Source organism: Serratia sp. JSRIV001, assembly GCF_019968745.1.
GTDB lineage: Bacteria > Pseudomonadota > Gammaproteobacteria > Enterobacterales > Enterobacteriaceae > Chania > Chania fonticola_B.
On sequence record NZ_CP074147.1, the window covers coordinates 1,492,413 to 1,517,171 of the forward strand.

The window sequence follows — 24,759 nt, forward strand, 5'->3', positions numbered from 1 at the left end:
AAACGCCGGGAGGTATAAATACTATCAGACGGCACAGTGTGCCACCAACCCCCTTAAACGGTTGCCAGCAGATGTGGAGCTGCCCGCGTAGCCGGTGGTGATGAATTGCCAGCGCTGGACAGAATAACCTGAACGTCCAGGCGAGCGATTGCATCGACACTGGCATGGCGTCAATGAATGTTCGCTCTGTGCCAGCGGACATTGTTAACATCTATCTGCATCAATCTGTGGGGAGCAAATCACTGTTTGGAGGAATAATTTCCTCTACTGTTTGCGTTTGTAAACACAATCCCTTAGATTACCTCCTACCTCCTACCTCCTACCTCCTACCTCCTACCTCCTACCTCCTACCTCCTACTTCCTACTAAAAATTAATCTAGTGAAAATGCCCATTAATCATATGTATGCAAGTCTATTATCTTACAAAAACTTAAGCTTGGCACATCAAGGAAGTGACTTATGGTGTATTACTGAGTTTTCTCTCTATTCCGACAGTCAACCAATTGGGGAGGTTGATGATAATTCTGTTTACTGTTTTCTGAATATGCTACCCAGGAGAACCAAACCATCCACTGTTGCATCTTCAATTACAGTGCGCACAAAGTGGTATAGTAACCTAAACAATATGATTCTTTCTAGCTCTCAAAGTCATACAAAGGATTATCATGGTGGGTGGTATAATGATGAAATAGCTGCGCTTTCAAGTTTATTACTTGGTGTCCGTTTTCATGCTGGATCAATTAATCGTCACTATGATAACCACACAGGTGATTTCGGAAGGATTCAAGCAGAGAGTTCTTTTCCACCTGTCTTAGCGTTTAAACATAACGTACCCATAGTACCTAATGCTATCAAAGATATTGATATAAATAACCTTAAGGTACTTAACGATTTACATATCTTAAGTGAAAGGAATTTCAATCATTTAATTAGAACAGCCAGAAGTTATCAAAATGCATTATGGATATGCGAGTCATCTCCAAACATGAGTTGGCTATTGATGGTGTCAGCCCTAGAATGTGCGGCCAGCCAGTGGGCAAAATCCAATGCATCTAAAGAAGAAAGATTTAAACATGCCAAACCTGAATTATATGAAAACTTGGATACCAATGAATTTAGACATTTAATTCCTATTATTGCTAACGAGTTTAAAGATTCATTTGGGGCGACAAAGAAGTTTGTAGATTTTTGCCTCTATTTCCTTCCAGATGAACCTCAAGCGAGGCCAAAATCAGGAAGAATTGATTGGAAAATAGAATCGTTGTCAGCGATTTTTAAAAAAATATATAGCTACCGTTCTAAGGCATTACATGGAGGGCAGCCATTCCCTGAGCCGATGTGTTCCCACCCTGAAGTATGGGATGGGTATGCTGAGCGAGCGAGAGGATGTTCAACCTTAGGTGGAACATGGGTGGATGAGGATGTTCCTATTAATTTAAACACATTCAACTTTATGACCCATTCCATTTTGAATAAGTGGTGGCAATCTTTATTACCAGATTAACACTGTAAGTATCCATGAAAACCGCACCGTTCACTTTTAGATATGTTCCCTCCTCCTCTTGGAGGAAAATGTCCGTTTCTCGCTCAAAACCAACTGTCAGATTATATTGTGCGCTGCCTGAGAAAACTGTCAGCTCAAGTCTGAGCTAATATATATCATCTTACAGCTTAAGCATGCGAATAAGAACAGTGTCCGTGGCAAGTACAACTATGTTCCTGAATTTAGGCAACGGCTTGTTGTCCCTACTGTGAACCCAACGGATACATATCAAAACTGGAGCTCGAGAACGGTATCAACGTCAATCTGTTGTTCAAATGGCGTCTGGAGAACTCTCAGTTGGAAAATATATATCTTACTGAAAAATATATATTTCCTTCGATTATTTTAACTAGGGAATTTTTAAAAAACTTATAACCAATCTCCTTGATCCGCACTGAGATCCTCCCGAATTGCATCTTGTTGATAACTTGCAGCAATATGGTCTAGGCAAGCTGCCGTACGAGGCCATTCAAATCGAAGATCATCAGCATCTTGTTTATAGCGCTCTACCAGTATTCGTTCTTGCTCCCCTCCATCATGTGGCATACGTATAGTTGCGCCACGACGGTTGTAAACCCCAACTTTAAAACCATCGTCCATTGCTCTGCTCCGTGCATACTCAAGAACTTCTCGAACAGGTTCTGGCGGCCATGCTTCATTTTTTGTTCGTTTTGCGGCAGAGAGAATCATGCCTATCTTGTCATCACCAATTTCACCACGACCTGCAGCCTTCAATAATTGACGAGCTTGTTTGACCCACGACATCAACGCAGAAGAGTCAATAGTCCCGTGTTGATCTGTTCCAGGTACGATGCTCCAATCATGCAAAACTTGATATGCCTGGCTTGCCATATCACGGGCTTGCTTAGGATTTGTTGGTTCAGGTTCAACCACATCACTATCTTCTTTAGGCAGGTAGAGTAATTTCATTAGGGAAGTAAAAAATACAGGATCTTGGGCTAGAGCCTGATGTAGGTTCCTAGCTGGATGTCGTGAATGGCGTAAGACTTGGAAGTAGATCCATTCGAGCCTCACAATTTCTTCTTTTGAAGTATTTACATCACTCTCCAAATAATCCAGGAGAATACCGATATAATAGCTCGACATCGTATTATCATTATTGAATTTTTCTTTGGCGCTTACAGCAGCATGCATTGCTCTAATAATAAGCGAACCATCTGGTTTCGTTTTTAGATTATTAGCAAGCCACGCAAGGGCATCGTGACTCCGATTTGCCAAAAGTAAATAGTCAATGACATATTTAGCCTCTACATTTCCGGAAATCATAAATACAGGGAGCGTTTCCCAATATATTTTACTAATATTGCCTGGTCTTGACTCAATTTTAAGCCAAAGCGACATTACAGTTGGTAATACTTGGGCAATGCGTACTTCCGCTAATTCCCCCCAATTCGCAGTTATAGCTTGTTCCCATAATGTTTGAACCCAAGTTTCGCTTTCTGAACCTTTCGTGGCTTTGAGTCCATAAAGAATGCCTAAACCAATATTTGCTATATCTGAATCACCAGACATTAGGGCTTTTTTCATTAGAATATGTTTATACCCACACTTTGTTGAGGATCGTGCTAAAGCAAGACCAAAATCGTAGTGCAGCGTAATTGTTGAAGAGAAATGAAATATTTGTTCAACTTCAAGTTCTGCAAGTAAAAATTCTACTGCTTCCGATTGTCTCTCTTCGAGCCTATTTCGTTGTGTTTGCCAATCATAATTTTCGCCTAGCTCATTGGCCCCTGCACAAAATAGCCAGCGAAAACGCTCCTCGACATTTTCTGGTGTTAGTGAAAGAAATATAGCATCCAACGGTGTTAATTCTTCTTCAGACAGAGCCCATGGAGCATCTTTGAAGCCACGGTTTCTCTGTAAAAAACGCCGTAACTCATTCCACAACCTTTCTTTTTCATCAGAAGATGTGAGGTTAAGGGAGTAATCAGCTAATTGCTTAGTTGCTGAAAATTTCCAGTTTGAATCAAAATTCCCCCAAAGGTGAAAAAGTTCAAACCACCGTTCGCACCTCCCATTTATATACATTAATAATCTGTCACCGATTTCACATGCTGCTGTTGCAACAGAGGACCAGGTAATCGACTCCGGCTCATTAGGAGTGAAATCACGCCAATTTGGCATAGAAGAAGGTTCTGAAGTATCGTGTGAACGAGGTGCTAATGCGAGCAATAACTTCCAACCAGCAATTGGATGCAGCGAGATGATCCGATCAATGACCTTAATACGTTGTGATGAATTAGCATAAGTTTGTGGTGACCAACTAACAAAAATCCGCCTTAAAGAAACTGCCGGACGGTTTCCCCATCGACCTCCAGGATCAACATCATCTAACCAAGCCAGTAAAAGTGCAGATTGCATTAGATAACGCGGGCTACGTGCTAACATCTCTAATGCCCATAACAAATTTGAAAGATACTCTGTGGGTTGCATTATCCCCTCATCACTTCGGAATAATGACAAAATTTGAGGTGAATCGCCTTCCAACCCAGCTTCTACAGCGTCTAGAAATACCGTTGGGGCTGCTTCTGCAAGATTATGGAAATCCTGAGACAAAGACCACCAAAGTGGCCCAGTTGCATTATTAAGCAACTTATACACCGCACTATTCACATGAAAAGATACATCCGTAATAAGCGTTGCTACCTCTGGGAAAACAGCCAAGGCAATCATCGATTCTGTTAAGCCACGTCTGATACTACCTGATGGTTTCATTACGCTATTATCTTCATAGAAGGTATCGGTATTAGGTTGAGTCTCAAAATGGGGGTCAATGGCGCTCATCACCGAACGGAACGTATTCTCAAAGCGCTTTAGTTGGTTGGAAGTTAGCTGATTACCTACTTGAGTCCAAAGATCTCGTAATGAAACTACTTTCCAAAGATTACCAGAACGAATTAATGGACCACCAAAAGTGGATGCTAACGGTGCCAAGATTTCTTCTACCTGCTTATAAGAGCAACCAGCTAAATCACTAATAATTTTTTGATCTTGAGATGAGGTTTCATCCCAACCCCCCGCGAACATTGCGGCAATAAGCTCAGATGAAACATGTTCAGCCCATTGTGGTTTATAGTTTGGGGCTATGGGCATTAAACGCCTTAATACCGTAATGCTGCGACCTGATGCGTGGGCATAACGATGAGCATCCTCCTCATTTAATCCAGCATGAGTTAATGCTATTTTTAGCTCAAATCTCCAGGGGCGGGGGAGGCGTATTGAATGACCGGATAGATGAGACACATCTGAACCATAGATAGCGTAGACATGGTGACCATTATTAACAAGAGATTGTGCAATCCCCGGTTCTGAAATAGTGAGAACAATGATTAATGGCGTGCCTAAACCAGCTAGTTGCCGGGCTGTTGTTGCGTTGTCAACTACGACACATTTGCTCCAATAGAACAGCTTATACTCTTCAGGCAGAGGACTTATAGATGCATAAAGAAAAGCTAGTGCTTCATCGGGAGCTTCGGCTTGCACCGATAGTTGTTGCGGTGAATCTCTTAACCATCTAAGGACTTTTGTTTGTTCTTCATCACGTCCGGCCAAGATAACATCAGGAGTGAGAGGTGTTCTCGTTGCGTGAATCCACTCGTTCCATGACTCTTCAATATTACGTAATCCTTGTGGCCGATGACCTATTTTTACTGACAACCACTGAGCGACCGCAGGATAAATTTCTAACCAATGGACAAGATCATCAGCGTCAATGGCACAGATATTCAGCCAAATATTGAGAGATTTTTTCTCCTCTACCCATTTATTTTTACCAGGAAAGCGTTGTGGAGTAACGAATACATACGTTGTTTTGTCTGGACTATACCCGAGTGGATTCCCAGATCTTTTATTAAAATCTTCTTCTGCCTTAGCGCGGATAGAGGTACGTTGAGCACCAATTTCCCAAACAGAATCACCCTCAGGAACAAAGCCCAAACCCAAATTCGTTTTACACTCACCATCCCAACCAGGATATTGCACACTCTCATCTGATGGGAAATGAACTTTTGCGGCAGGACCTACCGTTGCAAAAATTAAACGTCGTAATAATTCAGGAATACCACTCTGACCATCTCTCCGTTCACCCCACTGTGAAAGGTGAGTTGCATTAATCCAGCGCATCAAAGAACCAGGTTTTACATTTTCAGGTTGCTGCAACATACCCCTTTCAACTACCCCACCAGCTATAAACTGCAAACCTTCAGCTTCTAAGGCATCACGGATAGCTTGTGCATTATTTGCTACTGGAGTACGAAAGCCACGCTCAAAATCCGCAAGTGTAGATGTTGCCACATTTGCTTTGGAGGCCAGTTCTTGTTGAGACCAAGCGAGAAGAGCTCTTGCAGCTTTAACTTGCTCTGGTAAAAGGAGCTCATTCATTACAAAACCTCATATTTTTAATATGACATCACAATATCTGTCTAAAAGATGAGCGTCAATGCACAATCGGGTGGGGGTAGGCCAGACCTGTTACGATGAATCGCCACGGGTTTAACAGACACCTCAGAGTCATTTAAAATGGCCTAAAGAGAGGTGCACATGAGCAGTAAGCGTTATCCTGAAGAGTTTAAAATTGAAGCGGTCAAACAGGTTGTTGATCGTGGCCATTCTGTTTCCAGCGTTGCAACACGTCTCGACATCACCACCCACAGCCTTTACGCCTGGATAAAGAAGTACGGGCCTGACTCTTCCACCAACAAAGAACAGTCAGATGCTCAGGCCGAGATCCGCCGACTCCAAAAAGAGCTGAAACGAGTTACTGACGAACGGGACATATTAAAAAAAGCCGCGGCGTACTTCGCAAAGCTGTCCGACTGAGGTACGCCTTTATCCGTGATAACACCTGTTGTTGGCCTGTTCGTCTGCTCTGTCGGGTGCTGGATGTTCATCCAAGTGGGTTTTACACCTGGCTTCAGCAGCCACATTCACCACGGCATCAGACAGATATGAGGCTGACAGGACAAATCAAACAGTTCTGGTTGGAGTCCGGTTGCGTTTATGGCTATCGTAAGATCCATCTCGACCTGCGAGATAGCGGTCAACAGTGCGGGATTAACCGGGTCTGGCGGCTGATGAAGCGTGCCGGGATAAAGGCTCAGGTCGGATACCGAAGCCCAAGAGCTCGTAAAGGGGAGGCCAGTATCGTGACACCCAACAGGCTCCAGCGGCAGTTCAACTCGGAAGCACCGGATGAACGTTGGGTAACGGACATAACTTACATCCGAACCCACGAGGGCTGGCTGTATCTGGCCGTGGTTGTTGACCTGTTTTCGCGCAAAGTTATCGGCTGGTCAATGCAACCCCGGATGACAAAAGATATTGTCCTGAATGCGCTTCTGATGGCCGTGTGGCGGCGTAATCCTCAAAAACAGGTGCTGGTTCATTCTGATCAAGGTAGTCAGTATACAAGCCATGAATGGCAGTCATTCCTGAAATCACTTGGACTGGAGGGCAGTATGAGCCGTCGTGGTAACTGTCACGATAACGCAGTTGCAGAAAGTTTTTTCCAGCTACTGAAGCGTGAACGGATAAAGAAAAAGATCTACGGAACGCGGGAAGAAGCCCGCAGTGATATTTTTGATTACATCGAAATGTTTTATAACAGTAAGCGTCGGCATGGTTCGAGTGATCATATGTCACCGACGGAATATGAAAATCAATATTATCAACGGCTCAGAAGTGTCTAGATTATCCGTGGCGATTCAGTATCTTGATAACCAGCATTGCCTGCTTGAGCACGAAGCGTTGTTTACGGGCTCCATCAGCCATACAGAAGTACATCCCCGTGAGCTGGTGAAAGCGGCTCTGCGCCACAACGCCGCTGCAGTAATCCTGGCACACAACCATCCGTCAGGTACGACAGAAATCAGCCAGCAGGACAAACATGTTACTCAGCGGATCGTAAAAGCGTTGGCACTGGTCGAAGTGCGAGTGCTGGATCATCTTGTGGTTGGGAATAAAGTGGTTTCTTTTGCTGAGCAGGGTTTGCTTTAAACGGAGGTTTTCATGCCATTAACACCACCTCATGAATGGGGGTTACAAAGCGATATCACCCCACAATTTGGCGCAAGATTGGTTCAGGAAGGTAACCGGCTGCATTACCTGACTGACAGGGCTGGGTTGACGGGGAGCTTCAGCCCGGAGCAATTACAGAAACTGGATCAGGCTTTCCCGCTGTTTATAGAACAACTGGAAAATTTGCTGCGCTCCGGCGAGCTAAATCCACGTCAGCAACATCAGGTGACCATTCAGCTTGCGAGTTTAACCTGCATCGCTGATACCCGTGGTAGCTGCGGCTACGTTTACATTTCTATTTATCCAACCCAGTAACACCTTCTCTCTTCTTCTTTTATCAGGACTCAACTCATGCAGATTTCATCTGTACCGGCCTCGGTGCCGGTTTCGTCACGCCCGTCGCCCGTACAGGTCTGGCAGCAACTGTTAACGTATCTGCTGGAGCACCATTACGGCCTCACACTCAACGACACACCATTCCATGATGACACGGCCATCCAGGAACATATCGAGGCAGGGATCACGCTTGCCGATGCAGTGAATTTCCTGGTGAATCGCTATGAACTGGTGCGCACTGATCGTAAGGGTTTCAGTTGGCAGGAGCAGACGCCATTCCTGACCGCCACCGATATTCTCAGAGCAAGGCGTGCTACCGGGCTGATGAATACGTAAATTTTTTCGAGCCTCATTCCTGATTTTTACCTCCGCACTTTCCACTCTTTTTATTCATCGCATAATGCGCCTGCTACTCCTGGCAGGCGTGTTTGCTTTTATGGGCGATTAACGATGCAAACAGAACCCGACGTGTTGACGGAACATAATGAACTCATCCTTTCTACCAGTATCGAGCGCATTGTTACTGGTCGCGATTCCGCGCTTATGCAGATTCAACAGATCATTGAGCAGCTTGATGCCATATCACGGCTAACCTCAGAAATTGGCGGTGGCACAGCGCAAGACTGGGCGATGAAAGCCGGGCACCGTTACGATAGCTGGATGACCGAAAAGGTTGATAAAGCGCTGCCTGCGATCACCCGCAATATCGATCGCAGTATCTGGCGCGATTTAATGTTGAAGTCTGGCATTATGGCCTTGATGGATGCTCAGGCTCGCGATCAGTGGCATAAGAACCTGGAGGAGGGGGATCTGCCTGCCATCAGCGAAGCGAATGTCCTGAGTACTTTTGAGCAGCTACATCTGAACAAAATGGATGTATTTGAGCGCGGAATTATCAATGTCTTTAAAGGGCTGTCGTGGGATTACAAAACCAATAGTCCTTGCAGCTTTGGTAAAAAGATCATCGTCAACAATCTGGTGACGCATAGCCGCTGGGGCTTTAGTTTGAACTGGGGCTGGCGGCGGGATCAACTGGCGGACCTGGAGCGAATGCTGTTTCTGTTGGATGGAAAACCCATCCCTGACAACCGTGGTGATGTTACTACTCGGTTGATGGAGCATATTCGTGATAACCCTTCGAAGGATGTTTACGAAGATGCATTTTTCAGCATTCGTTACTTTCAGAAAGGAACCGCTCATCTGACATTCAAGCGACCTGAGCTGACTGAGAGAATGAATGATATCATTGCCAAGCATTATCCGGGCATGCTAGTCCAGCGATAATAGGCTGTATTTTCTAACAAATTTATCTGTTGGTATAAATGTTGGTACAAATTTTATCGAACACGATTTTATCCATATAAAACATATCAATACTTGATGTATTCGAATCCTGTAGGGTTTTTTTATGCCTGAAATTCAGTGGATTAGCTGATTTTAGCGCGTCAAGACGCTAACTGATTTTGCCTGTATCAATCCACACCAACTGACGGGTTCCCCGTTCGATGAAATTTTATACACTAATGGATTCGATAAGAGATGCTGATATCGCTTCTTCAAACAGCGTTTCCCGCCCGCCTGATGCTCAAGACAACTAGGGTATATACTTGTGGTGTACGGATATATTCAGGCTCGGATAAATGCTCCCAGTTTCGGTGCATGACCCACATTTTCCCTTTTGCTCCTCAACCAAATCAACAAAGTAAAATCAGAAAAAGAGGATTTGACCATCATGACTCAGATTTTTACTTTAACACTTTCCCCTTCTCTCGATAGTGCGACGACCACTCCCAAGATCTACCCTGAAGGGAAACTGCGCTGCACCACCCCCATTTTTGAACCTGGTGGGGGCGGTATCAATGTTGCCCGTGCCGTTGTTTATCTTGGTGGGCAAGCCAGTGCGATTTTTCCCATTGGTGGGCCAACGGGTGAGCATTTAAAAGAGTTGCTTGATCGGGAAGGCATTGTTACAGAAACCCTGAAAGCTCAGGACTGGACAAGGCAGAACCTGCATGTCCATGTGGATAATAGCGGTGAACAGTTTCGTTTTGTTATGCCAGGGGCAAGGGTTAATGATGCCGAGTTTGACCAGATTCTGTTGAAGGTGCAGAAGATCCCCCATGGTTCGATTCTGGTGGTGAGTGGCAGCTTGCCACCGGGCACCACGCTGGCAAAATTAACCGACCTGATTAAGCAGGCGCAAGCCATGGGATTGCAGTGTATCGTCGACAGTTCCGGGGATGCTTTACAGGCCTGCCTGGATGTAGGGGGGCTGGCTTTGGTAAAACCGAATCAGAATGAACTGTCTGCGCTTATCGGGCGGTCATTGGAGCATCCTGATGATGTCCGGGCTGCCGCTAAGGCGTTGGTACAACAGGGCGGAGCTGAGCGGGTTATTGTATCACTCGGCCCTCAAGGGGCTCTCGCGGTTGATAGTGATACCTGTATACAGATAGTCCCGCCACCGGTGAAGAAACTTAGCACCGTCGGGGCAGGTGACAGCATGGTAGGCGCGATGGTGCTGAAATTGGCGAACGGGGCAGAGCTGGTGGATATGGTTCGGTTCGGCGTTGCAGCAGGCAGTGCAGCCACGCTTAATCTTGGAACGCGGCTCTGTTCACTGGCGGATACCCAGCGCCTGTATGACTACATTTGCAAAAGTTCGCGTGGCTGAGTTTGGAAAACTCTACGACGCGGGTTATTTTGCAATAGGATCAATCATCCATAAAAAGCTTAAGCCTACGCAATCAGGGATATTCGCGGGTATGGATCATTTACTTTGCTCAGCCAGTGATAAAATTGTGCCGTGCTATCACGTTACAAGGCAAACTGGCATCAACGTTTGCGGTTATTCGTGATTTCACATATGAAAATTCGAATATATAATTGACTCCATATCCAATCCGATTATGATTAAGGTCGATCATCAGGAGATAACTATGCCGCTTACCCCCTTACAGCTCTTCAAAAACCTATCCGATGAAACCCGTCTGGGTATCGTGCTCCTGCTCAAGGAGATGGGGGAGTTGTGTGTGTGCGATCTTTGCGCAGCATTGGAGCAGTCGCAGCCCAAGATCTCCCGCCATCTGGCAATGTTACGGGAAAGCGAACTGTTGCTGGATCGTAAGCAGGGGAAATGGGTTCACTACAGATTATCTCCGCATATTCCTTCCTGGGCTGCTCAGGTTATCGAGCAGGCCTGGTTAAGCCAACAAGAAGACGTTCAGAGCATTGCTCGCAAGCTGGTATCAGCCAACTGCTCTGGCAGCGGCAAGGCTATTTGTCTTTAAAAAAATTTACCTATACACATATGTTTTTTCGAATGTGAGGTGTTAAAAATGAAAACGTTAACGGTGTTTGACCCAGCGATGTGCTGTAGTACCGGCGTTTGCGGTACTGAGGTCGAGCAGTTTCTGGTTGATTTTTCTGCGGATGTGCAATGGCTGAAACAGCGAGGCGTCCAGGTTGACCGTTATAACCTGGCGCAGCAACCCATGAACTTTGTACAAAACGAGAAAGCTAAAGCGTTCCTTGAGGCATCGGGGGCTGAAGGACTGCCACTGCTGTTACTGGACGGAGAAACGGTAATGGCAGGGCGATACCCGAAACGTGCCGAGTTGGCTCGCTGGTTTAGTATACCACTGGAGAAGATAGGATTAGCTCCTACGGGTTGCTGTGGCGGTAAGACTTCCTGTTGCTGAACATGTCTGGAGGACAGATGAAATTCTTACAGAATATTCCCCCTTACCTGTTTTTTACCGGTAAAGGGGGCGTCGGTAAAACCTCTATTTCCTGCGCCACGGCTATCCGTCTGGCGGAGCAGGGCAAGCGGGTTCTGCTTGTCAGCACCGATCCGGCTTCAAATGTCGGCCAGGTCTTTGACCAGACTATTGGCAACACCATTCTGCCTGTGATCTCTGTACCAGGACTTTCAGCGCTGGAAATCGATCCACAGGCAGCCGCCCAGGAATATCGAGCCAGAATTGTTGATCCCATCAAAGGCATTCTGCCTGATGATGTCGTTAACAGTATTAACGAGCAACTCTCAGGTGCATGTACCACAGAAATTGCAGCTTTTGATGAATTTACCGGGTTGCTGACTGACGCATCATTATTGACCCGTTTTGACCATATCATTTTTGATACCGCGCCTACGGGCCACACCATTCGCCTTCTCCAGTTACCTGGAGCGTGGAGTGGCTTTATTGAGAGCAATCCAGACGGGGCTTCCTGTCTTGGCCCGATGGCAGGGCTGGAAAAACAGCGTGAGCAATATTCGCACGCCGTTAAGGTTTTGTCTGACCCGGAGCGTACGCGGTTGGTTTTAGTGGCAAGACTGCAAAAATCCACGCTGCAGGAGGTCGCCCGTACTCATAATGAGCTTGCGGCGATTGGCCTCAAAAATCAGTATCTGGTCATCAACGGTGTTTTACCTGAAACAGCAGCGGTAAACGATGCATTGGCGGCTGCAATATGGGGCCGGGAGCAGGAGGCATTGGCAACCCTTCCTGTCGGTCTGGCCGGTCTGCCAACGGACACCTTATTCCTTCAACCAGTAAATATGGTTGGCGTTCCTGCACTAAGGGGGCTTCTCGCCTCCGGGCCTGAAACAGTTTCCTTCGCTGAAGAACACTCGCTGCAACAACCATCGCTCCCGTCACTGTCCACTTTGGTTGACGAGATTGCCCGCAGTGAACATGGCCTGATTATGCTGATGGGCAAAGGTGGCGTGGGTAAAACAACCATGGCTGCTGCAATAGCAGTCAGGCTGGCCGAGATGGGATTTGATGTGCATCTCACGACGTCAGATCCTGCTGCGCACCTCAGTACAACCCTCAATGGAAGCCTAAATAACCTGCAGGTCAGCAGAATAGACCCTCATGCTGAAACAGAACGTTATCGTCAGCATATCCTTGAAACCAAAGGACGTGACTTGGATGAGGCGGGGAAACATCTGTTGGAAGAGGATTTACGCTCTCCCTGTACTGAAGAGATTGCTGTTTTCCAGGCTTTCTCGCGGGTGATCCGGGAAGCGGGTAAACGATTCGTTGTCATGGATACGGCACCGACCGGGCATACATTGTTGTTACTTGATGCCACCGGGGCATATCACCGGGAGATAGCAAAGAAAATGGGAGATAAAGCTCATTTCACGACGCCGATGATGCAGCTTCAGGACTCGCAGCGCACCAAAGTCTTACTGGTCACGCTGCCTGAAACTACCCCCGTGTTGGAGGCGGCAAATTTGCAGGCCGATCTTGAACGGGCGGGGATCCATCCCTGGGGCTGGATTATCAATAACAGTCTTTCCATCGCGGAAACTCATTCACCGCTGCTTCGTCAGCGTGCGCAGCAGGAGCTACCTCAAATAGAGGCCGTTAAGCGCCAGCATACTAACCGTGTTGCGTTGGTTCCTGTTCTTGCAGTAGAGCCAACAGGTATCGACAAACTCAAACAGCTCGCAGGTTGATTTTTAACAGATACAGGGCAGTTACGCTGCCCTGTCAGGAGGTTTTATGTTACTGGCAGGAGCAATTTTCATCCTGACCATCGTGTTGGTAATCTGGCAGCCGAAGGGGTTAGGGATCGGCTGGAGTGCCACTCTGGGCGCGATACTGGCTCTGGTGTCGGGGGTGGTACACATTGCGGATATCCCGGTAGTGTGGAATATCGTCTGGAACGCCACCGCAACCTTTATTGCCGTCATTATTATCAGCCTGCTGCTGGATGAGTCTGGCTTTTTTGAGTGGGCAGCTCTGCACGTTTCCCGCTGGGGAAATGGCCGTGGTCGCCTGTTGTTTACCTATATCGTTCTGCTCGGTGCGGCGGTGGCAGCGCTATTTGCCAATGATGGTGCGGCTCTCATTCTGACACCGATCGTTATCGCTATGCTACTGGCTCTCGGGTTCAGTAAAAGCGCTACGTTGGCTTTCGTTATGGCCGCTGGGTTTATTGCCGATACCGCCAGCCTACCGCTTATTGTGTCGAACCTGGTCAATATTGTTTCGGCAGACTTCTTCCATCTGGGTTTCACTGAATACGCTTCAGTGATGGTGCCGGTGGATATTGCCGCCATTATTGCCACACTGGTGATGCTGCATCTGTTCTTTCGTAAAGATATTCCACCGACCTATGACCTGAAACGTCTGAAACAACCCGCACTCGCAATCAAGGACCCGACGACGTTCAGAACCGGCTGGATTGTATTACTTCTTCTGCTGGTCGGTTTTTTTGTGCTGGAACCATTAGGGATCCCGGTTAGCGCTATTGCGGCTGTTGGAGCCGCTATCCTGTTTGTCGTCGCTAAAAGAGGACATGCCATTAACACCGGTAAAGTGCTGCGCGGTGCGCCCTGGCAGATTGTGATTTTCTCACTGGGGATGTATCTGGTTGTCTATGGTTTACGTAATGCCGGACTAACAGAATATCTCTCTGGCGTGTTGAGTTTACTGGCAGACCAAGGGCTTTGGGCCGCAACCTTTGGCACAGGGCTCCTGACCGCATTCCTGTCATCTATCATGAACAACATGCCTACCGTGCTGGTCGGCGCATTGTCGATTGATGGCAGCACCGCTTCAGGGGTTATCAAGGAAGCAATGATTTATGCCAATGTGATTGGCTGCGATCTGGGGCCTAAAATAACTCCTATTGGTAGCCTGGCAACGCTGTTGTGGCTGCACGTACTTTCACAGAAGAACATGACGATCACTTGGGGATATTACTTCCGCACCGGTATTATCATGACGCTGCCTGTGCTGTTTGTAACGCTGGCCGCGCTGGCGCTACGTCTCTCTGTTACTCTGTAATGAGATCCTGATATGAGCAACATTACCATTTATCACAACCCGGCCTGCGGCACCTCGCGTAATACGTTGGAGATGATCCGTAACAGCGGCACCGAACCGACTATTATTCATTATCTTGAGACACCACCATCACGCGATGAGTTGGGCAAACTTATTGCCGATATGGGCATTGCAGTACGGGCTCTGCTGCGTAAAAACGTTGAGCCGTATGAAACGTTAGGGCTTGCCGAAGACCGTTTTACTGACGATCAACTCATCGACTTTATGTTGCAGCATCCGATCCTGATTAACCGTCCCATTGTCGTGACGCCGCTGGGAACCCGGCTGTGCCGCCCTTCAGAAGTCGTGTTGGATATTCTTCCGGAGGCGCAGAAAAGTGCGTTTACCAAGGAAGACGGTGAGAAGGTGGTTGATGAAAAGGGGCATCGCTTAAGTTGATTGTGTAGGTAAAATAGTCGAGATGATGAAAGGGCGAGAGTTCTCGCCCTTTTTTCTGGGGACCCGTGTTAACGAAGTATCAGAAGCCTGCTTTTTCGAGTGCTTCGGGTTTATCGTGAACACCAAAACGGTCAACGATGGTGCTGGTAGCTTCGTTCATCCCACGGATCTCAACTTCCGTGCCTTCTCTGCGGAACTTAATGACCACCTTATCCAGAGCGCTGACGGATGTGATGTCCCAGAAATGGGCATGTGAAACATCTATCACCACATGCTCAATGGTTTCGCGGAAATTAAAGTGTCTGGTAAAGCGGTCTGCCGAGGCAAAAAAAACCTGGCCGGTAACGGTATAGGTTCGGCTCGAATCCTCAAGAACAGAAGTGACTCTCATGAACCGGGATATTTTTGTGGCAAAGTTGAGAGAGGCTATCAGTACGCCAGTCAGCACGCCAAAGGCCAGATTATGTGTTGCAACCACGACAGCGACAGTGGCGAGCATGACCACGCTGGTTGAAAGTGGATGTGTACGCAGGTTGATAATCGAGCGCCAGGAGAACGTTCCGATGGATACCATAATCATCACCGCGACGAGCGCTGCCATGGGGATCTGAGATACCCAGTCACGTAGGAACACAATCAGGCAAAGCAGCACTAAGCCAGCCGTGAGAGTAGAAAGTCGCCCACGCCCGCCTGATTTTACGTTGATAACCGACTGCCCGATCATCGCACACCCAGCCATTCCTCCGACAAAGGGCGCACAAATATTGGCGATACCCTGCGCTTTGCATTCCCGGTTCTTGTCACTGGGGGTATCGGTCATGTCATCCACGATAGTAGCGGTCATCATTGACTCAAGCAGGCCAACAACCGCAAGCCCCGCAGAATATGGCAGGATGATGAGCAGTGTCTGGATAGTTAGCGGCACGTCGGGAAGCAGGAAGACAGGCAGGCTGTCTGGAAGTTTACCCATGTCACCTACAGTTCGTACATCCAGATGCAGCCACATGGCAATGCCAGTCAGCACCACGATGCAGACAAGTGGTGAAGGAATGGTTTTGTTAAGGTACGGGAAGAGATAAATAATTCCTAGACCCGCCGCAGTCATGGCATAAACATGCCAGGTCACATTAGTCAGTTCAGGTAATTGCGCCATAAAGATCAGAATTGCCAGCGCGTTGACGAATCCGGTTACCACTGAGCGTGAGACAAAACGCATCAGTCTGCCTAATTTCAGATAACCCGCTATCAGTTGGAAGACCCCCGTCAGAATGGAAGCCGCCAACAGATATTGAAGGCCGTGGTCTTTAACCAGCGTCACCATCAGCAGCGCCATTGCACCTGTGGATGAAGAAATCATCGCCGGACGCCCGCCAAAGAAAGCCATAACTACCGGGATACAGAAAGCAGAGTAGAGCCCTACCTGGGGATCGACACCGGCAATGATGGAAAAGGCGATCGATTCTGGAATGAGTGCGAGCGCGACAACAATTCCGGCCAGTACGTCACCACGGACGTTACCCAGCCAGTCCTTACGCGTTGAGGACAGCAACATGGTTATTTCTCGGTTTTTAGATACAGTCAGCCCTTGAGGGCAAAAATTTATGTACGGTAAAACACATCCGCAGACGGGACGTTATTGAGTGCGTGCAGAGGCTGGCTCAGTACGACGAAGGAAGGGAAAACTCAGGGTGGCGTAATACACATGATAAAATTTAGGCCTCAGGTCTGCTTTAGTTACTTTCAGAAGAGTGTGTAGCCAGTAAAAACACATTCATCCAGCCATCAAATCAAGCCCAGTCACATGAGCTATGCGGGAACTATAATAAAAAAACAAGGAATTTCAAACCCAAAACTACAGGCTTAGGAAAATAGGGGAGAAGTAACTCCCCCCTGCTTTTTTTTATGTTACTTCGCCATTTTCCGGTGGGTTGATGTCAAAACGTGGGATAGCCCAGTCTCATGTTGCCGCCTGAAAAAACGCCACACACGAATTGAAAGCAATCAAATCACTCATGTCAGGCCTCAAATCTTGCTCTGATTGACTCGCCGGGAAAGCTCTTCTGCCGACTCTTTTCGTTCGCTGTAGCGATCAACGAGATAAGCTGAACTCCCTCTGGTCAGAAGAGTAAACTTCATCAGTTCTTCCATCACGTCTACAATGCGGTCGTAAAAAGATGATGGTTTCATACGGCCATCCTCATCAAATTCCTGCCAGGCTTTCGCCACTGAGGACTGATTTGGAATGGTGATCATCCGCATCCAACGGCCAAGAATGCGCATCTGGTTTACGGCATTGAAAGACTGAGAGCCACCGCAGACCTGCATAACGGCCAGCGTCTTACCCTGAGAAGGACGAACTGCGCCTTCCGATAGGGGTATCCAGTCAATCTGGGCCTTCATGATGCCGGTCATCGCACCATGCCGCTCAGGTGAGCACCACACCATCCCTTCAGACCAACGAACCAGCTCGCGTAGCTCCATCACTTTAGGATGCGATTCAGGTGCATCATCAGGAAGAGGCAAGCCAGAAGGATTGAAGATCCGCACCTCTGCGCCCATCGCAGTCAATAATCTTGCTGCTTCCTCAGTTGCCAGTCGGCTGTATGAACGTTCGCGTACAGAACCATAAAGCATCAGAATGCGGGCAGGATGTTGAATGGCAGGAACACCGAATCTCCCCTCGTTAATTGACGTGTCGAATAAACCTCTGTCAACGTTCTTAAGCTCGTCCGTCATTTTATCTCTCCATTTTTTAGATTTATGGCAGTAGTGGAACAATCAGCGCTACCAGTGCAACATTCCTCAGTAAGGAAGGCGATCAGTGCGTCCAGACTTTCATAGTGAGCATGGCAAAAAAGTATTCGTCCTTGCCGTTCCTGATGCACAAGGGAAACTGAAATCAGCGCTGACAGATGATGGCTTAATGTTGAAGCAGGGATCTCAAGCCGCTTTTGCAGTTCTCCTACAGGTAGCCCCTGATGCCCGGCTTTAACCAGCTCTCTGTACACACTCAGACGTGTTGGATGCCCCAGTTCTTTCAGGGTATCCGCTGCTTTTGAAAGCTCCATAAACACCTTTATTCTATATTTCCAGAATAATGGAAATATAACCTGTTCCTCTCGAAAGACCAAGAACATAAACGCTCCGCGTTGTTATAGGGAGGAGGTCGTGCGGATACGGTGTGACCGGCCGTCGGCCCACAAATTCTGCAAGTGTCAGGGCTGTTGTGGTCAAGATCGTACTTTGTCTGTAACGCAGGAGGGGCAACTATTTAGACTCTCGGAGCCTACATTCAGAGTCAGTCAACGCCTGACCGATCTTTAAATCCCTTCGGGCTTTTTGCCTTATATCCCCGTCCGTATTTGTCGAGGGTTTACGGCGGGTTTTGCTAAAGACTGAAAAACTGATCTTTGCCCCGGGCTTTAGCTACGTAAAGCGCTTTATCGGCATGTGTCAGTAGTACGTTAGGCGAGGGCAGTTGGCCAAATGTATGAACTGAAAAACCGATGCTTATAGTCAAGTACCCAGTGCTGGATGCGGAGTGCGGTATTCTCAAATCCCGTACGAGTTGGCATAGCGTCTGCACATACAGCGTTGCCTGGTCTTTGGTCATCCCATTGGAGAGAATGACAAATTCTTCGCCGCCATACCTGGCTACAAAATCAGACCCCCGCTTGAAAGACTGACTCAAGCAATCAGCGACACGTATTAGCGCGGCATCGCCTGCCTGATGCCCATAAATATCATTGAATGATTTGAAGTGATCGACATCAATCATGGCGAGCATCAATGAGTCACCATTACGGATGGCAATTTTGCATTGAATGTCGAACTGCGTATCAAAAAAGCGACGATTATAAATCCCGGTGAGTCCATCCTTTATGGAGAGTTGCTCGAAGTGTATTTTCATTTCCTCGAGGGACCGATGCTCATCACGAAGCTGTTGCTGGATTATCATTCTTGGTGTTACGTCTTTTTGGATCCCGATAAAATTGGTTACAGCCCCACTCTCATCATGAATTGGCGATATGCTTAACTCATTCCAAAACATGGTTCCATCCTTGCGGTAGTTTCGCAAGGTTACCAGGCAGTACTCGCCATTTTTAACGGCGTTGCGCACAATCTCCAGCTCTGGCTGTTCCCGATCGTTATTTTGTAGGTATCGGCAGTTGATGTTGGTAATTTCTTCGAAGGAGTAGCCGGTCATTCTCTCGAAAGCCGGGTTTACAAAAATCAAAGGATTGTCGTCTATGGCATTGTCAGAGATGGTGATGCCGTCTCGCGAATCCATAACCGCCTGTTTAAGAATTTCAATCTTCATACCAAGTCCGTTAGTGGGATCGTAGGGAGAACGTTGTTCGTAAACAACGCAACATCAAGAGAACACACGCGATCAAACCAATTTTACAAGTGTAGTCGTTGAGAAAGGTGCATGTCCGTTTTTTGACCTTGTCACAAACGTTCAGATACTGAGATAACGGCTGCTCGGGTCAACGCCCGGCTCTTAATATCCCAGCACAACGGCCGTACGGGGCTAGACAGGATCATGGCCAAACGTAGTCCGTTCATTAACGGGCTATTCAGGCGCCAAAAATTACTGGTCCATCACGGACTGTATAGCGACATGATGCGCAATTTTGCTCATTTTGACGGAGGTGGTGTTAGATAAATCCTAATGATGAAATTGGTGTATCTATATGAATAATATTATAAAATTCAACGCCATGGCAGAAAAATCCGATAAGATTGTACATTCAATATATTTAGCTAATAAAACGGAATAAGTGAAATTGGTTGAAAGATTCATTTTTAAAAATTAAGTAGATATAAACTCTGTTATTCCTGGTTTTTTAAAAATAAAATCTCGATTTCCATTTTTAATGGATGGGATTTTCATTATTTAGAATGGATTGTTATACGCCAATTTGCAGCTATAATAGCTCCACATTATGGGTGGTTTTTAAAATCTAAAAATTAGCCGAGATAGTTATGGAAGATAATTTGCATGGATTCCTAATCGATGAAGATATTTACTTCAATGTAAATCACAGAAGGCTGATGTATTTCATCAATGAAGATGAGGAACGCCCATTGTCTTTCAGGCTTGTTCTTTTGAATGAAATGCAACCCCGATTATTAGCATTTTTACTTAAGAATAGAAGAATAGAAGTCATCAGCAAAAATAACATTATGAGAAACGTTTGGGATGAGTTTGGTCTATCATCATCTAATCAACGACTTTGGCAAGAAATTAAAAAGCTAAAAAGCAAGCTGTTATCAATTGGTCTTCGTGATAATCTGATAATCAACGTGCGTGGTATCGGCTACTCTGTAGATAATGAAAGGGTCAAGTCTTTAATTATCGAATGAGTTTCTCCTGTAATTGATAAAGCATATATAGATATATCCATATCACATGGATGACCCCGTCATTCTAATGGACATTAGAATGGTTTAACAACACAAGGTATGTAGGAATATATATGAAAAAGTTAACAATCGTTGCATCTCTCGTCGCTTTATTTGGCTCTGTTGGCCTGGCTCAGGCTGCTTCTACTGGGACTATCACATTCAATGGTGAACTGACGGCAACAACCTGCGACGTTATTGTTGATGGTCAAGCGGCAGACGCAACCGTGAAATTGCCAACCATCGGGATCAACCAATTGACAGCCGCTGCCCAGACCGCAGGACGTACAGGCTTCAACATGGCACTGAGCAATTGCGCAGGTACCTTGCAGACGGTTTCTGCCTTCTTCGAAGCAGGAACTTCTGTTGATCTGGTGACCGGCCACCTGAAAAACATGGGCGGTACGGCGAGTAATGTCAGCCTGCAACTGCGTGACGGCTCAAGCTCCACTCAAGCTGTGATCCAGGCGGGTAACCAGAACCAGAGACTGAATACCACTTATGTTCCATATGACCTGACTGCGGGTACGGCCAACCTGCCATATGCCGTGGAGTACTATGCAGACGGTGCAACCACTGCGGGTACCGTACTGAGTAACGTTGTTTATTCCATTCAGTACAAGTAATACGTTGGTGGGAGGGGAAACCCTCCCCCATTCAGCATGTCAGCAAGGAGCTTATCATGTCGTTTTTTCCCCGGAACACCGCCCATGCCTTCTGTCTGGTAGCCGTAGCCCTGTTTACGACCAGCAGCCTGGCCAGTGTGGTGATCACCGGCACTCGGGTGATCTATCCGTCTGATGCAAAAGAGGTGAGTGTCAAACTCAACAATGTCGGCCCTTCTCCTGTGCTGATACAAAGCTGGATCGATACTGGCGATACCGCGGCTAAACCCGCCGCTATTCAGGTACCTTTTGTGTTAACCCCGCCAATGAACCGTGTGGAACCCAGCAAAGGCCAGACCTTGCGTATCAGCTACACCGGCGGTGCATTGCCGATGGACAGAGAATCGGTATTCTGGCTCAACGTGCTCGAGATACCGGCCAAAAAAATGGCCAAAGCCGAGGATAATTTGTTGCAGATGGCGTTCCGCTCGCGCATCAAGCTGTTCTACCGGCCCGTCGGGTTGGTGGGGAACGCCAATGATGCCGTCAAAGCTGTCACCTGGAGTGCAAAAGGAAATAGCCTTCAGGCCATCAATCCAACCCCTTATCATGTCTCCTTTGCGAGCATTACGGTGAATGGGAAAACGGTGGAAGGTGAGATGGTGGCCCCGCATGGAACACAGACATTTACGTTGCCAGTGAAGGCGGGCAATAACGTGACAGGGAATTTTGTTAATGACTACGGTGCAGTTAATTCTTTCAATGCCATCATTAAATAATAGTTTCGCTGCATAAATACTCTATTCGGCGTGACAGGATTGTCACTATTCAGGAATGAGTTATGAAGGGATGCGTTATGTCAAAAAATTTGCAGTATGGATCCCAGAGAAAATTAACCCCTCTCGCGATGGCTATCTTATCGACGTTTATCGTGGGTGGCGCCAGTGCTGAAAATTCCATTAACCCTCCGACCGAGATCGCAAAAAATCTGGAGTTTGATGCTTCATTCCTGAATGTTGACGATCAGAAGTCAGTGGATCTTAGCCGTTTTGCCAATGGGTCTACGGGATTGCCTGGGGTATATAAAACTGCTTTATACATTAACAATCAACTTGTCAGTAATACCGATATTGAATTCAAGGCACGGGCGGACAAATCTGTGTATCCCTGCCTGACCCGCGAGCTGATTAAAAATATACCATTCAATTATGATAGGCTGCCGGCGGATTTTTTAGGTCCGCAAGGCCAGGGCGAATTATGTATGGATCTGGTGCGTAAACTGCCGGAGTCCAAAGTTAATTATGACAGTAATGAACAGCGTCTGGATATCATGATCCCACAGGCTTACACGCTGAGTACGGCCCGGGGCACCGTGAATCCGGAACTGTGGGACAGTGGTGTACCGGCATTATTGCTGGGCTACAACGTCAATGGTTACACCAGTGAGTCGCATGGTAGCACCTTTAATTCTATGTATGCCGGGGTGAATGCCGGGGTGAACGTCGGGGCCTGGTACCTGCGCCATAACGGCTCTTACACCCGGACGGACAACGGTGAGAGCCAGTACACCAGCCTCAATACTTATCTGCAGCGCGATATTCCGCAGCTCAAGGCGCGCGTGCTGATGGGGCAGTCGAACACCACCGGACAACTGTTCGATACGCTGCCGTTTACCGGCATTCAACTGACGACCGACGATCGGATGTTGCCGGAGTCCCTGCGTGGTTACGCGCCGGATATCCGTGGCATTGCCCGCACCAACGCTCGTGTCACCGTACGCCAGGGGGGGCAGGTGCTGTATGAGACCAACGTTACCCCCGGCGAGTTTCTGATCAACGATCTGTACCCGACCGGGTACGGTGGGGATCTGGTCGTCACCGTGCGTGAGTCAGACGGCACCGAGCAGACTTTCAGCGTGCCGTATGCCTCGGTCGCACAGCTCTTACGCCCAGGTTCATCACGGTATTCGATCACTGCGGGTGAAGTACGCAGCGATAACCTGCGTGAGAAACCTGCGCTTTACCAGGCAACCTACCAGCTTGGATTGACCAACTCGGTTACGGGTTATGGCGGCATGCAAGCCAGCCAGGATTACTATGCGTTGCAACTGGGTGCTGCGGTGGGGACGCCGATAGGGGCCTTGGCCTTTGATGCCACACAGGCACGCACCCATTTGGGTAACGCCACTAATGCGAGTGGCCGGCATCAGCCGGGTAACAGCCTGAGTGGGCAAAGCTATCAGGTGAGTTACAGCAAGCTGATCAGTGAAACCAACAGCAACCTGACGCTGGCGGCATACCGCTTCTCAACCAGTGGCTACATGGACTTTATGACTGCGATGCAGACCCGCGATGCGGTAGCGCAGGGGTTCTCGCCGGATTCTATCTGGCGGGCGAAAAATCGCCTGACGGTCACCGCCGCACAGGGATTGCCAGAAAACTGGGGCCAACTGTATGTCAGCGGATCGTTGCAGAACTATTGGAACAAAGACGGTACTGAGAAGCAGTACCAGATGGGTTACAACAACCGATACAAAAACCTGTCGTATGGCCTGAGTATCAACCGCAGTTTCTCCAGTCTGGGTGGGTCACAGACCAACTATCTGCTGAGTTTCAGCCTGCCGTTGGGGCGTAATGATGAAACCCACACGCCTCAGCTACGCATGGATTTATCGCATGACAGCAGTGGGCGTTATGGCGAGCAGGCTACGGTATCCGGTACCGCAGGGCAGGATAACCAGTTTAGCTATGGCGTGACGGCGATGAACGCCAACCAGGGCATGGGTTCCAGTGGGTCGCTGAGCGGTAGTTACCGCAGCTCGGCTACGGCGTTGAGCGGCACGGTCAGCACCGGTAAAGGTTACCAGAGTGCGTCGGCCGGGATGAATGGCACGGTTATTGCGCATGCGGGAGGAGTGACCTTTACGCCTTACAGTTCGGACACCTTTGCCTTGGTGGAAGCTAAAGGAGCCGAAGGGGCCAAGGTCTCCTCGTATCCAGGGGTGAGTGTCGACTCACGTGGCTATGCGGTGGTGCCTTACCTGAACCCATACCAGATGAATGAAGTCAGTATCGATCCGACAGGTACTGCGGCCAATGTGGAGTTGGACAATACCAGTCAGAAAGTGGCGCCGTACTTCGGGGCTGTGGTGAGGCTGAAATACAACACCAAGCAGGGCACGCCAATCCTGGTGATTGCGACCTATAGAGGGGAGCCGGTCCCGTTCGGGGCGGATATTTTTGACAGCACCGGTAATAACGTGGGGTCGGTTGGACAGGGGGGGCAACTGTACGCACGGGTAGCAGAAGACAAGGGACAACTGCGGGTGAAATGGGGCGAAGGTGGTGAGATGCAGTGCACCGTCAGTTATATCTTGCTGCCCATGGTCAAAGGGCAACAACAGAGCCAGATACAGAGATTCACCTCCCCGTGCACTGCGGGTTCCCTCCCCGGTACCCATAAGTCGAAATTGGCCAAGAACAGCACAGAATCGGTCGTTGACAACGGTTAACCGCCGAAGCATCACAACTATTTTTTCTTTCTGACATAGGTCCGGTGGGGCCGGTCAGAAAGAGGGAGAATGACG

The 24,759-nt window shown here is 47.9% G+C and carries 20 protein-coding genes and 1 pseudogene; 16 read left to right on the top strand and 5 right to left on the bottom strand.

Annotation, left to right across the window (positions count from 1 at the left end; genetic code table 11):
* Nucleotides 1–385 precede the first annotated feature (385 nt).
* Nucleotides 386–1,504: a hypothetical protein gene (locus tag KGP17_RS06715; protein WP_223499606.1), complete on the top strand. Its 1,119-nt coding sequence runs from the start codon at nt 386–388 to the stop codon at nt 1,502–1,504.
* 408 nt (nt 1,505–1,912) lie between these two features.
* On the opposite strand, the gene KGP17_RS06720 is transcribed toward KGP17_RS06715, so the two are convergent.
* The gene (locus tag KGP17_RS06720) at nt 1,913–5,944 is read right to left on the bottom strand and encodes a helix-turn-helix transcriptional regulator (protein ID WP_223499069.1); all 4,032 of its coding nucleotides are present in this window, start codon (nt 5,942–5,944) and stop codon (nt 1,913–1,915) included.
* Between the two features lie 159 nt (nt 5,945–6,103).
* Between KGP17_RS06720 and KGP17_RS06725 the strand changes: the two genes are divergently transcribed.
* The 11 genes and pseudogenes from KGP17_RS06725 to arsC all read left to right on the top strand — a co-directional run bounded on the left by KGP17_RS06725 (nt 6,104) and on the right by arsC (nt 15,159).
* Nucleotides 6,104–7,251 (top strand): IS3 family transposase gene (locus KGP17_RS06725; protein WP_223499070.1). Its coding sequence is split into 2 segments (ribosomal slippage): nt 6,104–6,341 and nt 6,341–7,251, totalling 1,149 coding nucleotides; the frame shifts between segments, so codons are not numbered across the junction.
* Nucleotides 7,252–7,267: 16 nt separating this feature from the next.
* A pseudogene (locus KGP17_RS06730) lies at nt 7,268–7,558 on the top strand (JAB domain-containing protein); the annotation flags it as partial.
* 12 nt (nt 7,559–7,570) lie between these two features.
* Nucleotides 7,571–7,894 carry a type IV toxin-antitoxin system YeeU family antitoxin gene (locus KGP17_RS06735; protein ID WP_223499071.1) on the top strand — a complete coding sequence of 108 codons (324 nt, stop codon included), beginning with the start codon at nt 7,571–7,573 and terminating at the stop codon, nt 7,892–7,894.
* Between the two features lie 36 nt (nt 7,895–7,930).
* Nucleotides 7,931–8,251, top strand: a complete 321-nt coding sequence (locus KGP17_RS06740; protein ID WP_305801145.1) for a TA system toxin CbtA family protein — start codon at nt 7,931–7,933, stop codon at nt 8,249–8,251.
* 114 nt (nt 8,252–8,365) lie between these two features.
* The gene (locus KGP17_RS06745) at nt 8,366–9,199 is read left to right on the top strand and encodes a DUF4942 domain-containing protein (protein ID WP_223499072.1); all 834 of its coding nucleotides are present in this window, start codon (nt 8,366–8,368) and stop codon (nt 9,197–9,199) included.
* 448 nt (nt 9,200–9,647) lie between these two features.
* Nucleotides 9,648–10,589 carry a 6-phosphofructokinase II gene (gene pfkB, locus KGP17_RS06750; RefSeq protein WP_021805406.1) on the top strand — a complete coding sequence of 314 codons (942 nt, stop codon included), beginning with the start codon at nt 9,648–9,650 and terminating at the stop codon, nt 10,587–10,589.
* Between the two features lie 265 nt (nt 10,590–10,854).
* Entirely contained in the window at nt 10,855–11,205 is a 351-nt protein-coding gene (locus KGP17_RS06755) for a transcriptional regulator (RefSeq protein ID WP_094981158.1), read from the top strand.
* A 48-nt stretch (nt 11,206–11,253) separates the two neighbouring features.
* Nucleotides 11,254–11,616 (top strand): arsenite efflux transporter metallochaperone ArsD, encoded by a 363-nt coding sequence (gene arsD, locus KGP17_RS06760; RefSeq protein WP_021805404.1) that lies wholly within the window; start codon nt 11,254–11,256, stop codon nt 11,614–11,616.
* A gap of 17 nt (nt 11,617–11,633) precedes the next feature.
* Complete coding sequence (gene arsA / locus KGP17_RS06765) at nt 11,634–13,385, top strand: arsenical pump-driving ATPase (RefSeq protein ID WP_094981157.1); 1,752 nt, start codon at nt 11,634–11,636, stop codon at nt 13,383–13,385.
* 46 nt (nt 13,386–13,431) lie between these two features.
* Complete coding sequence (locus KGP17_RS06770) at nt 13,432–14,721, top strand: arsenic transporter (protein WP_094981156.1); 1,290 nt, start codon at nt 13,432–13,434, stop codon at nt 14,719–14,721.
* A gap of 12 nt (nt 14,722–14,733) precedes the next feature.
* On the top strand, nt 14,734–15,159 hold the full coding sequence (gene arsC, locus KGP17_RS06775) for a glutaredoxin-dependent arsenate reductase (protein WP_021805401.1): 426 nt from the start codon (nt 14,734–14,736) through the stop codon (nt 15,157–15,159).
* A gap of 79 nt (nt 15,160–15,238) precedes the next feature.
* Here arsC and KGP17_RS06780 read toward each other — a convergent pair whose 3' ends face one another.
* From KGP17_RS06780 to KGP17_RS06795, 4 genes are all read right to left on the bottom strand, one after another.
* Entirely contained in the window at nt 15,239–16,711 is a 1,473-nt protein-coding gene (locus KGP17_RS06780; RefSeq protein ID WP_218519742.1) for a SulP family inorganic anion transporter, read from the bottom strand.
* Between the two features lie 470 nt (nt 16,712–17,181).
* Nucleotides 17,182–17,895, bottom strand: coding sequence for an arsenical resistance protein ArsH (gene arsH, locus KGP17_RS06785; RefSeq protein ID WP_037375253.1), 714 nt, complete (start codon nt 17,893–17,895; stop codon nt 17,182–17,184).
* On the bottom strand, nt 17,892–18,227 hold the full coding sequence (locus tag KGP17_RS06790) for a helix-turn-helix transcriptional regulator (protein WP_094981214.1): 336 nt from the start codon (nt 18,225–18,227) through the stop codon (nt 17,892–17,894). Before KGP17_RS06790 ends, arsH begins: the two co-directional genes overlap by 4 nt.
* A gap of 320 nt (nt 18,228–18,547) precedes the next feature.
* Nucleotides 18,548–19,480, bottom strand: coding sequence for a GGDEF domain-containing protein (locus KGP17_RS06795; RefSeq protein ID WP_059200094.1), 933 nt, complete (start codon nt 19,478–19,480; stop codon nt 18,548–18,550).
* Between the two features lie 668 nt (nt 19,481–20,148).
* Here KGP17_RS06795 and KGP17_RS06800 point away from each other — a divergent pair.
* The 4 genes from KGP17_RS06800 (at nt 20,149) to KGP17_RS06815 (ending at nt 24,684) form a co-directional block, all read left to right on the top strand.
* Nucleotides 20,149–20,529, top strand: coding sequence for a helix-turn-helix domain-containing protein (locus KGP17_RS06800; RefSeq protein ID WP_223499073.1), 381 nt, complete (start codon nt 20,149–20,151; stop codon nt 20,527–20,529).
* 113 nt (nt 20,530–20,642) lie between these two features.
* Nucleotides 20,643–21,194 carry a fimbrial protein gene (locus KGP17_RS06805; protein ID WP_021805396.1) on the top strand — a complete coding sequence of 184 codons (552 nt, stop codon included), beginning with the start codon at nt 20,643–20,645 and terminating at the stop codon, nt 21,192–21,194.
* Nucleotides 21,195–21,250: 56 nt separating this feature from the next.
* A complete protein-coding gene (locus tag KGP17_RS06810) occupies nt 21,251–21,952 on the top strand; it encodes a fimbria/pilus periplasmic chaperone (RefSeq protein WP_021805395.1) in 702 nt (233 codons plus the stop codon).
* A 77-nt stretch (nt 21,953–22,029) separates the two neighbouring features.
* On the top strand, nt 22,030–24,684 hold the full coding sequence (locus tag KGP17_RS06815; RefSeq protein ID WP_371822119.1) for a fimbria/pilus outer membrane usher protein: 2,655 nt from the start codon (nt 22,030–22,032) through the stop codon (nt 24,682–24,684).
* Nucleotides 24,685–24,759: the final 75 nt, after the last annotated feature.

Excerpts from the sequence above, each read along its gene's own strand:
- arsD (WP_021805404.1), top strand. The coding sequence starts at position 11,254 with ATGAAAACGTTAACGGTGTTTGACCCAGCGATGTGCTGTAGTACCGGC.
- pfkB (WP_021805406.1), top strand. The coding sequence starts at position 9,648 with ATGACTCAGATTTTTACTTTAACACTTTCCCCTTCTCTCGATAGTGCG.
- KGP17_RS06715 (WP_223499606.1), top strand. The coding sequence starts at position 386 with ATGCCCATTAATCATATGTATGCAAGTCTATTATCTTACAAAAACTTA.
- KGP17_RS06810 (WP_021805395.1), top strand. The coding sequence starts at position 21,251 with ATGTCGTTTTTTCCCCGGAACACCGCCCATGCCTTCTGTCTGGTAGCC.
- KGP17_RS06720 (WP_223499069.1), bottom strand. The coding sequence starts at position 5,944 with ATGAATGAGCTCCTTTTACCAGAGCAAGTTAAAGCTGCAAGAGCTCTT.
- arsA (WP_094981157.1), top strand. The coding sequence starts at position 11,634 with ATGAAATTCTTACAGAATATTCCCCCTTACCTGTTTTTTACCGGTAAA.
- KGP17_RS06740 (WP_305801145.1), top strand. The coding sequence starts at position 7,931 with ATGCAGATTTCATCTGTACCGGCCTCGGTGCCGGTTTCGTCACGCCCG.
- KGP17_RS06770 (WP_094981156.1), top strand. The coding sequence starts at position 13,432 with ATGTTACTGGCAGGAGCAATTTTCATCCTGACCATCGTGTTGGTAATC.
- arsC (WP_021805401.1), top strand. The coding sequence starts at position 14,734 with ATGAGCAACATTACCATTTATCACAACCCGGCCTGCGGCACCTCGCGT.
- KGP17_RS06755 (WP_094981158.1), top strand. The coding sequence starts at position 10,855 with ATGCCGCTTACCCCCTTACAGCTCTTCAAAAACCTATCCGATGAAACC.
- arsH (WP_037375253.1), bottom strand. The coding sequence starts at position 17,895 with ATGACGGACGAGCTTAAGAACGTTGACAGAGGTTTATTCGACACGTCA.
- KGP17_RS06745 (WP_223499072.1), top strand. The coding sequence starts at position 8,366 with ATGCAAACAGAACCCGACGTGTTGACGGAACATAATGAACTCATCCTT.
- KGP17_RS06805 (WP_021805396.1), top strand. The coding sequence starts at position 20,643 with ATGAAAAAGTTAACAATCGTTGCATCTCTCGTCGCTTTATTTGGCTCT.
- KGP17_RS06800 (WP_223499073.1), top strand. The coding sequence starts at position 20,149 with ATGGAAGATAATTTGCATGGATTCCTAATCGATGAAGATATTTACTTC.
- KGP17_RS06735 (WP_223499071.1), top strand. The coding sequence starts at position 7,571 with ATGCCATTAACACCACCTCATGAATGGGGGTTACAAAGCGATATCACC.
- KGP17_RS06780 (WP_218519742.1), bottom strand. The coding sequence starts at position 16,711 with ATGTTGCTGTCCTCAACGCGTAAGGACTGGCTGGGTAACGTCCGTGGT.
- KGP17_RS06795 (WP_059200094.1), bottom strand. The coding sequence starts at position 19,480 with ATGAAGATTGAAATTCTTAAACAGGCGGTTATGGATTCGCGAGACGGC.
- KGP17_RS06815 (WP_371822119.1), top strand. The coding sequence starts at position 22,030 with ATGTCAAAAAATTTGCAGTATGGATCCCAGAGAAAATTAACCCCTCTC.
- KGP17_RS06790 (WP_094981214.1), bottom strand. The coding sequence starts at position 18,227 with ATGGAGCTTTCAAAAGCAGCGGATACCCTGAAAGAACTGGGGCATCCA.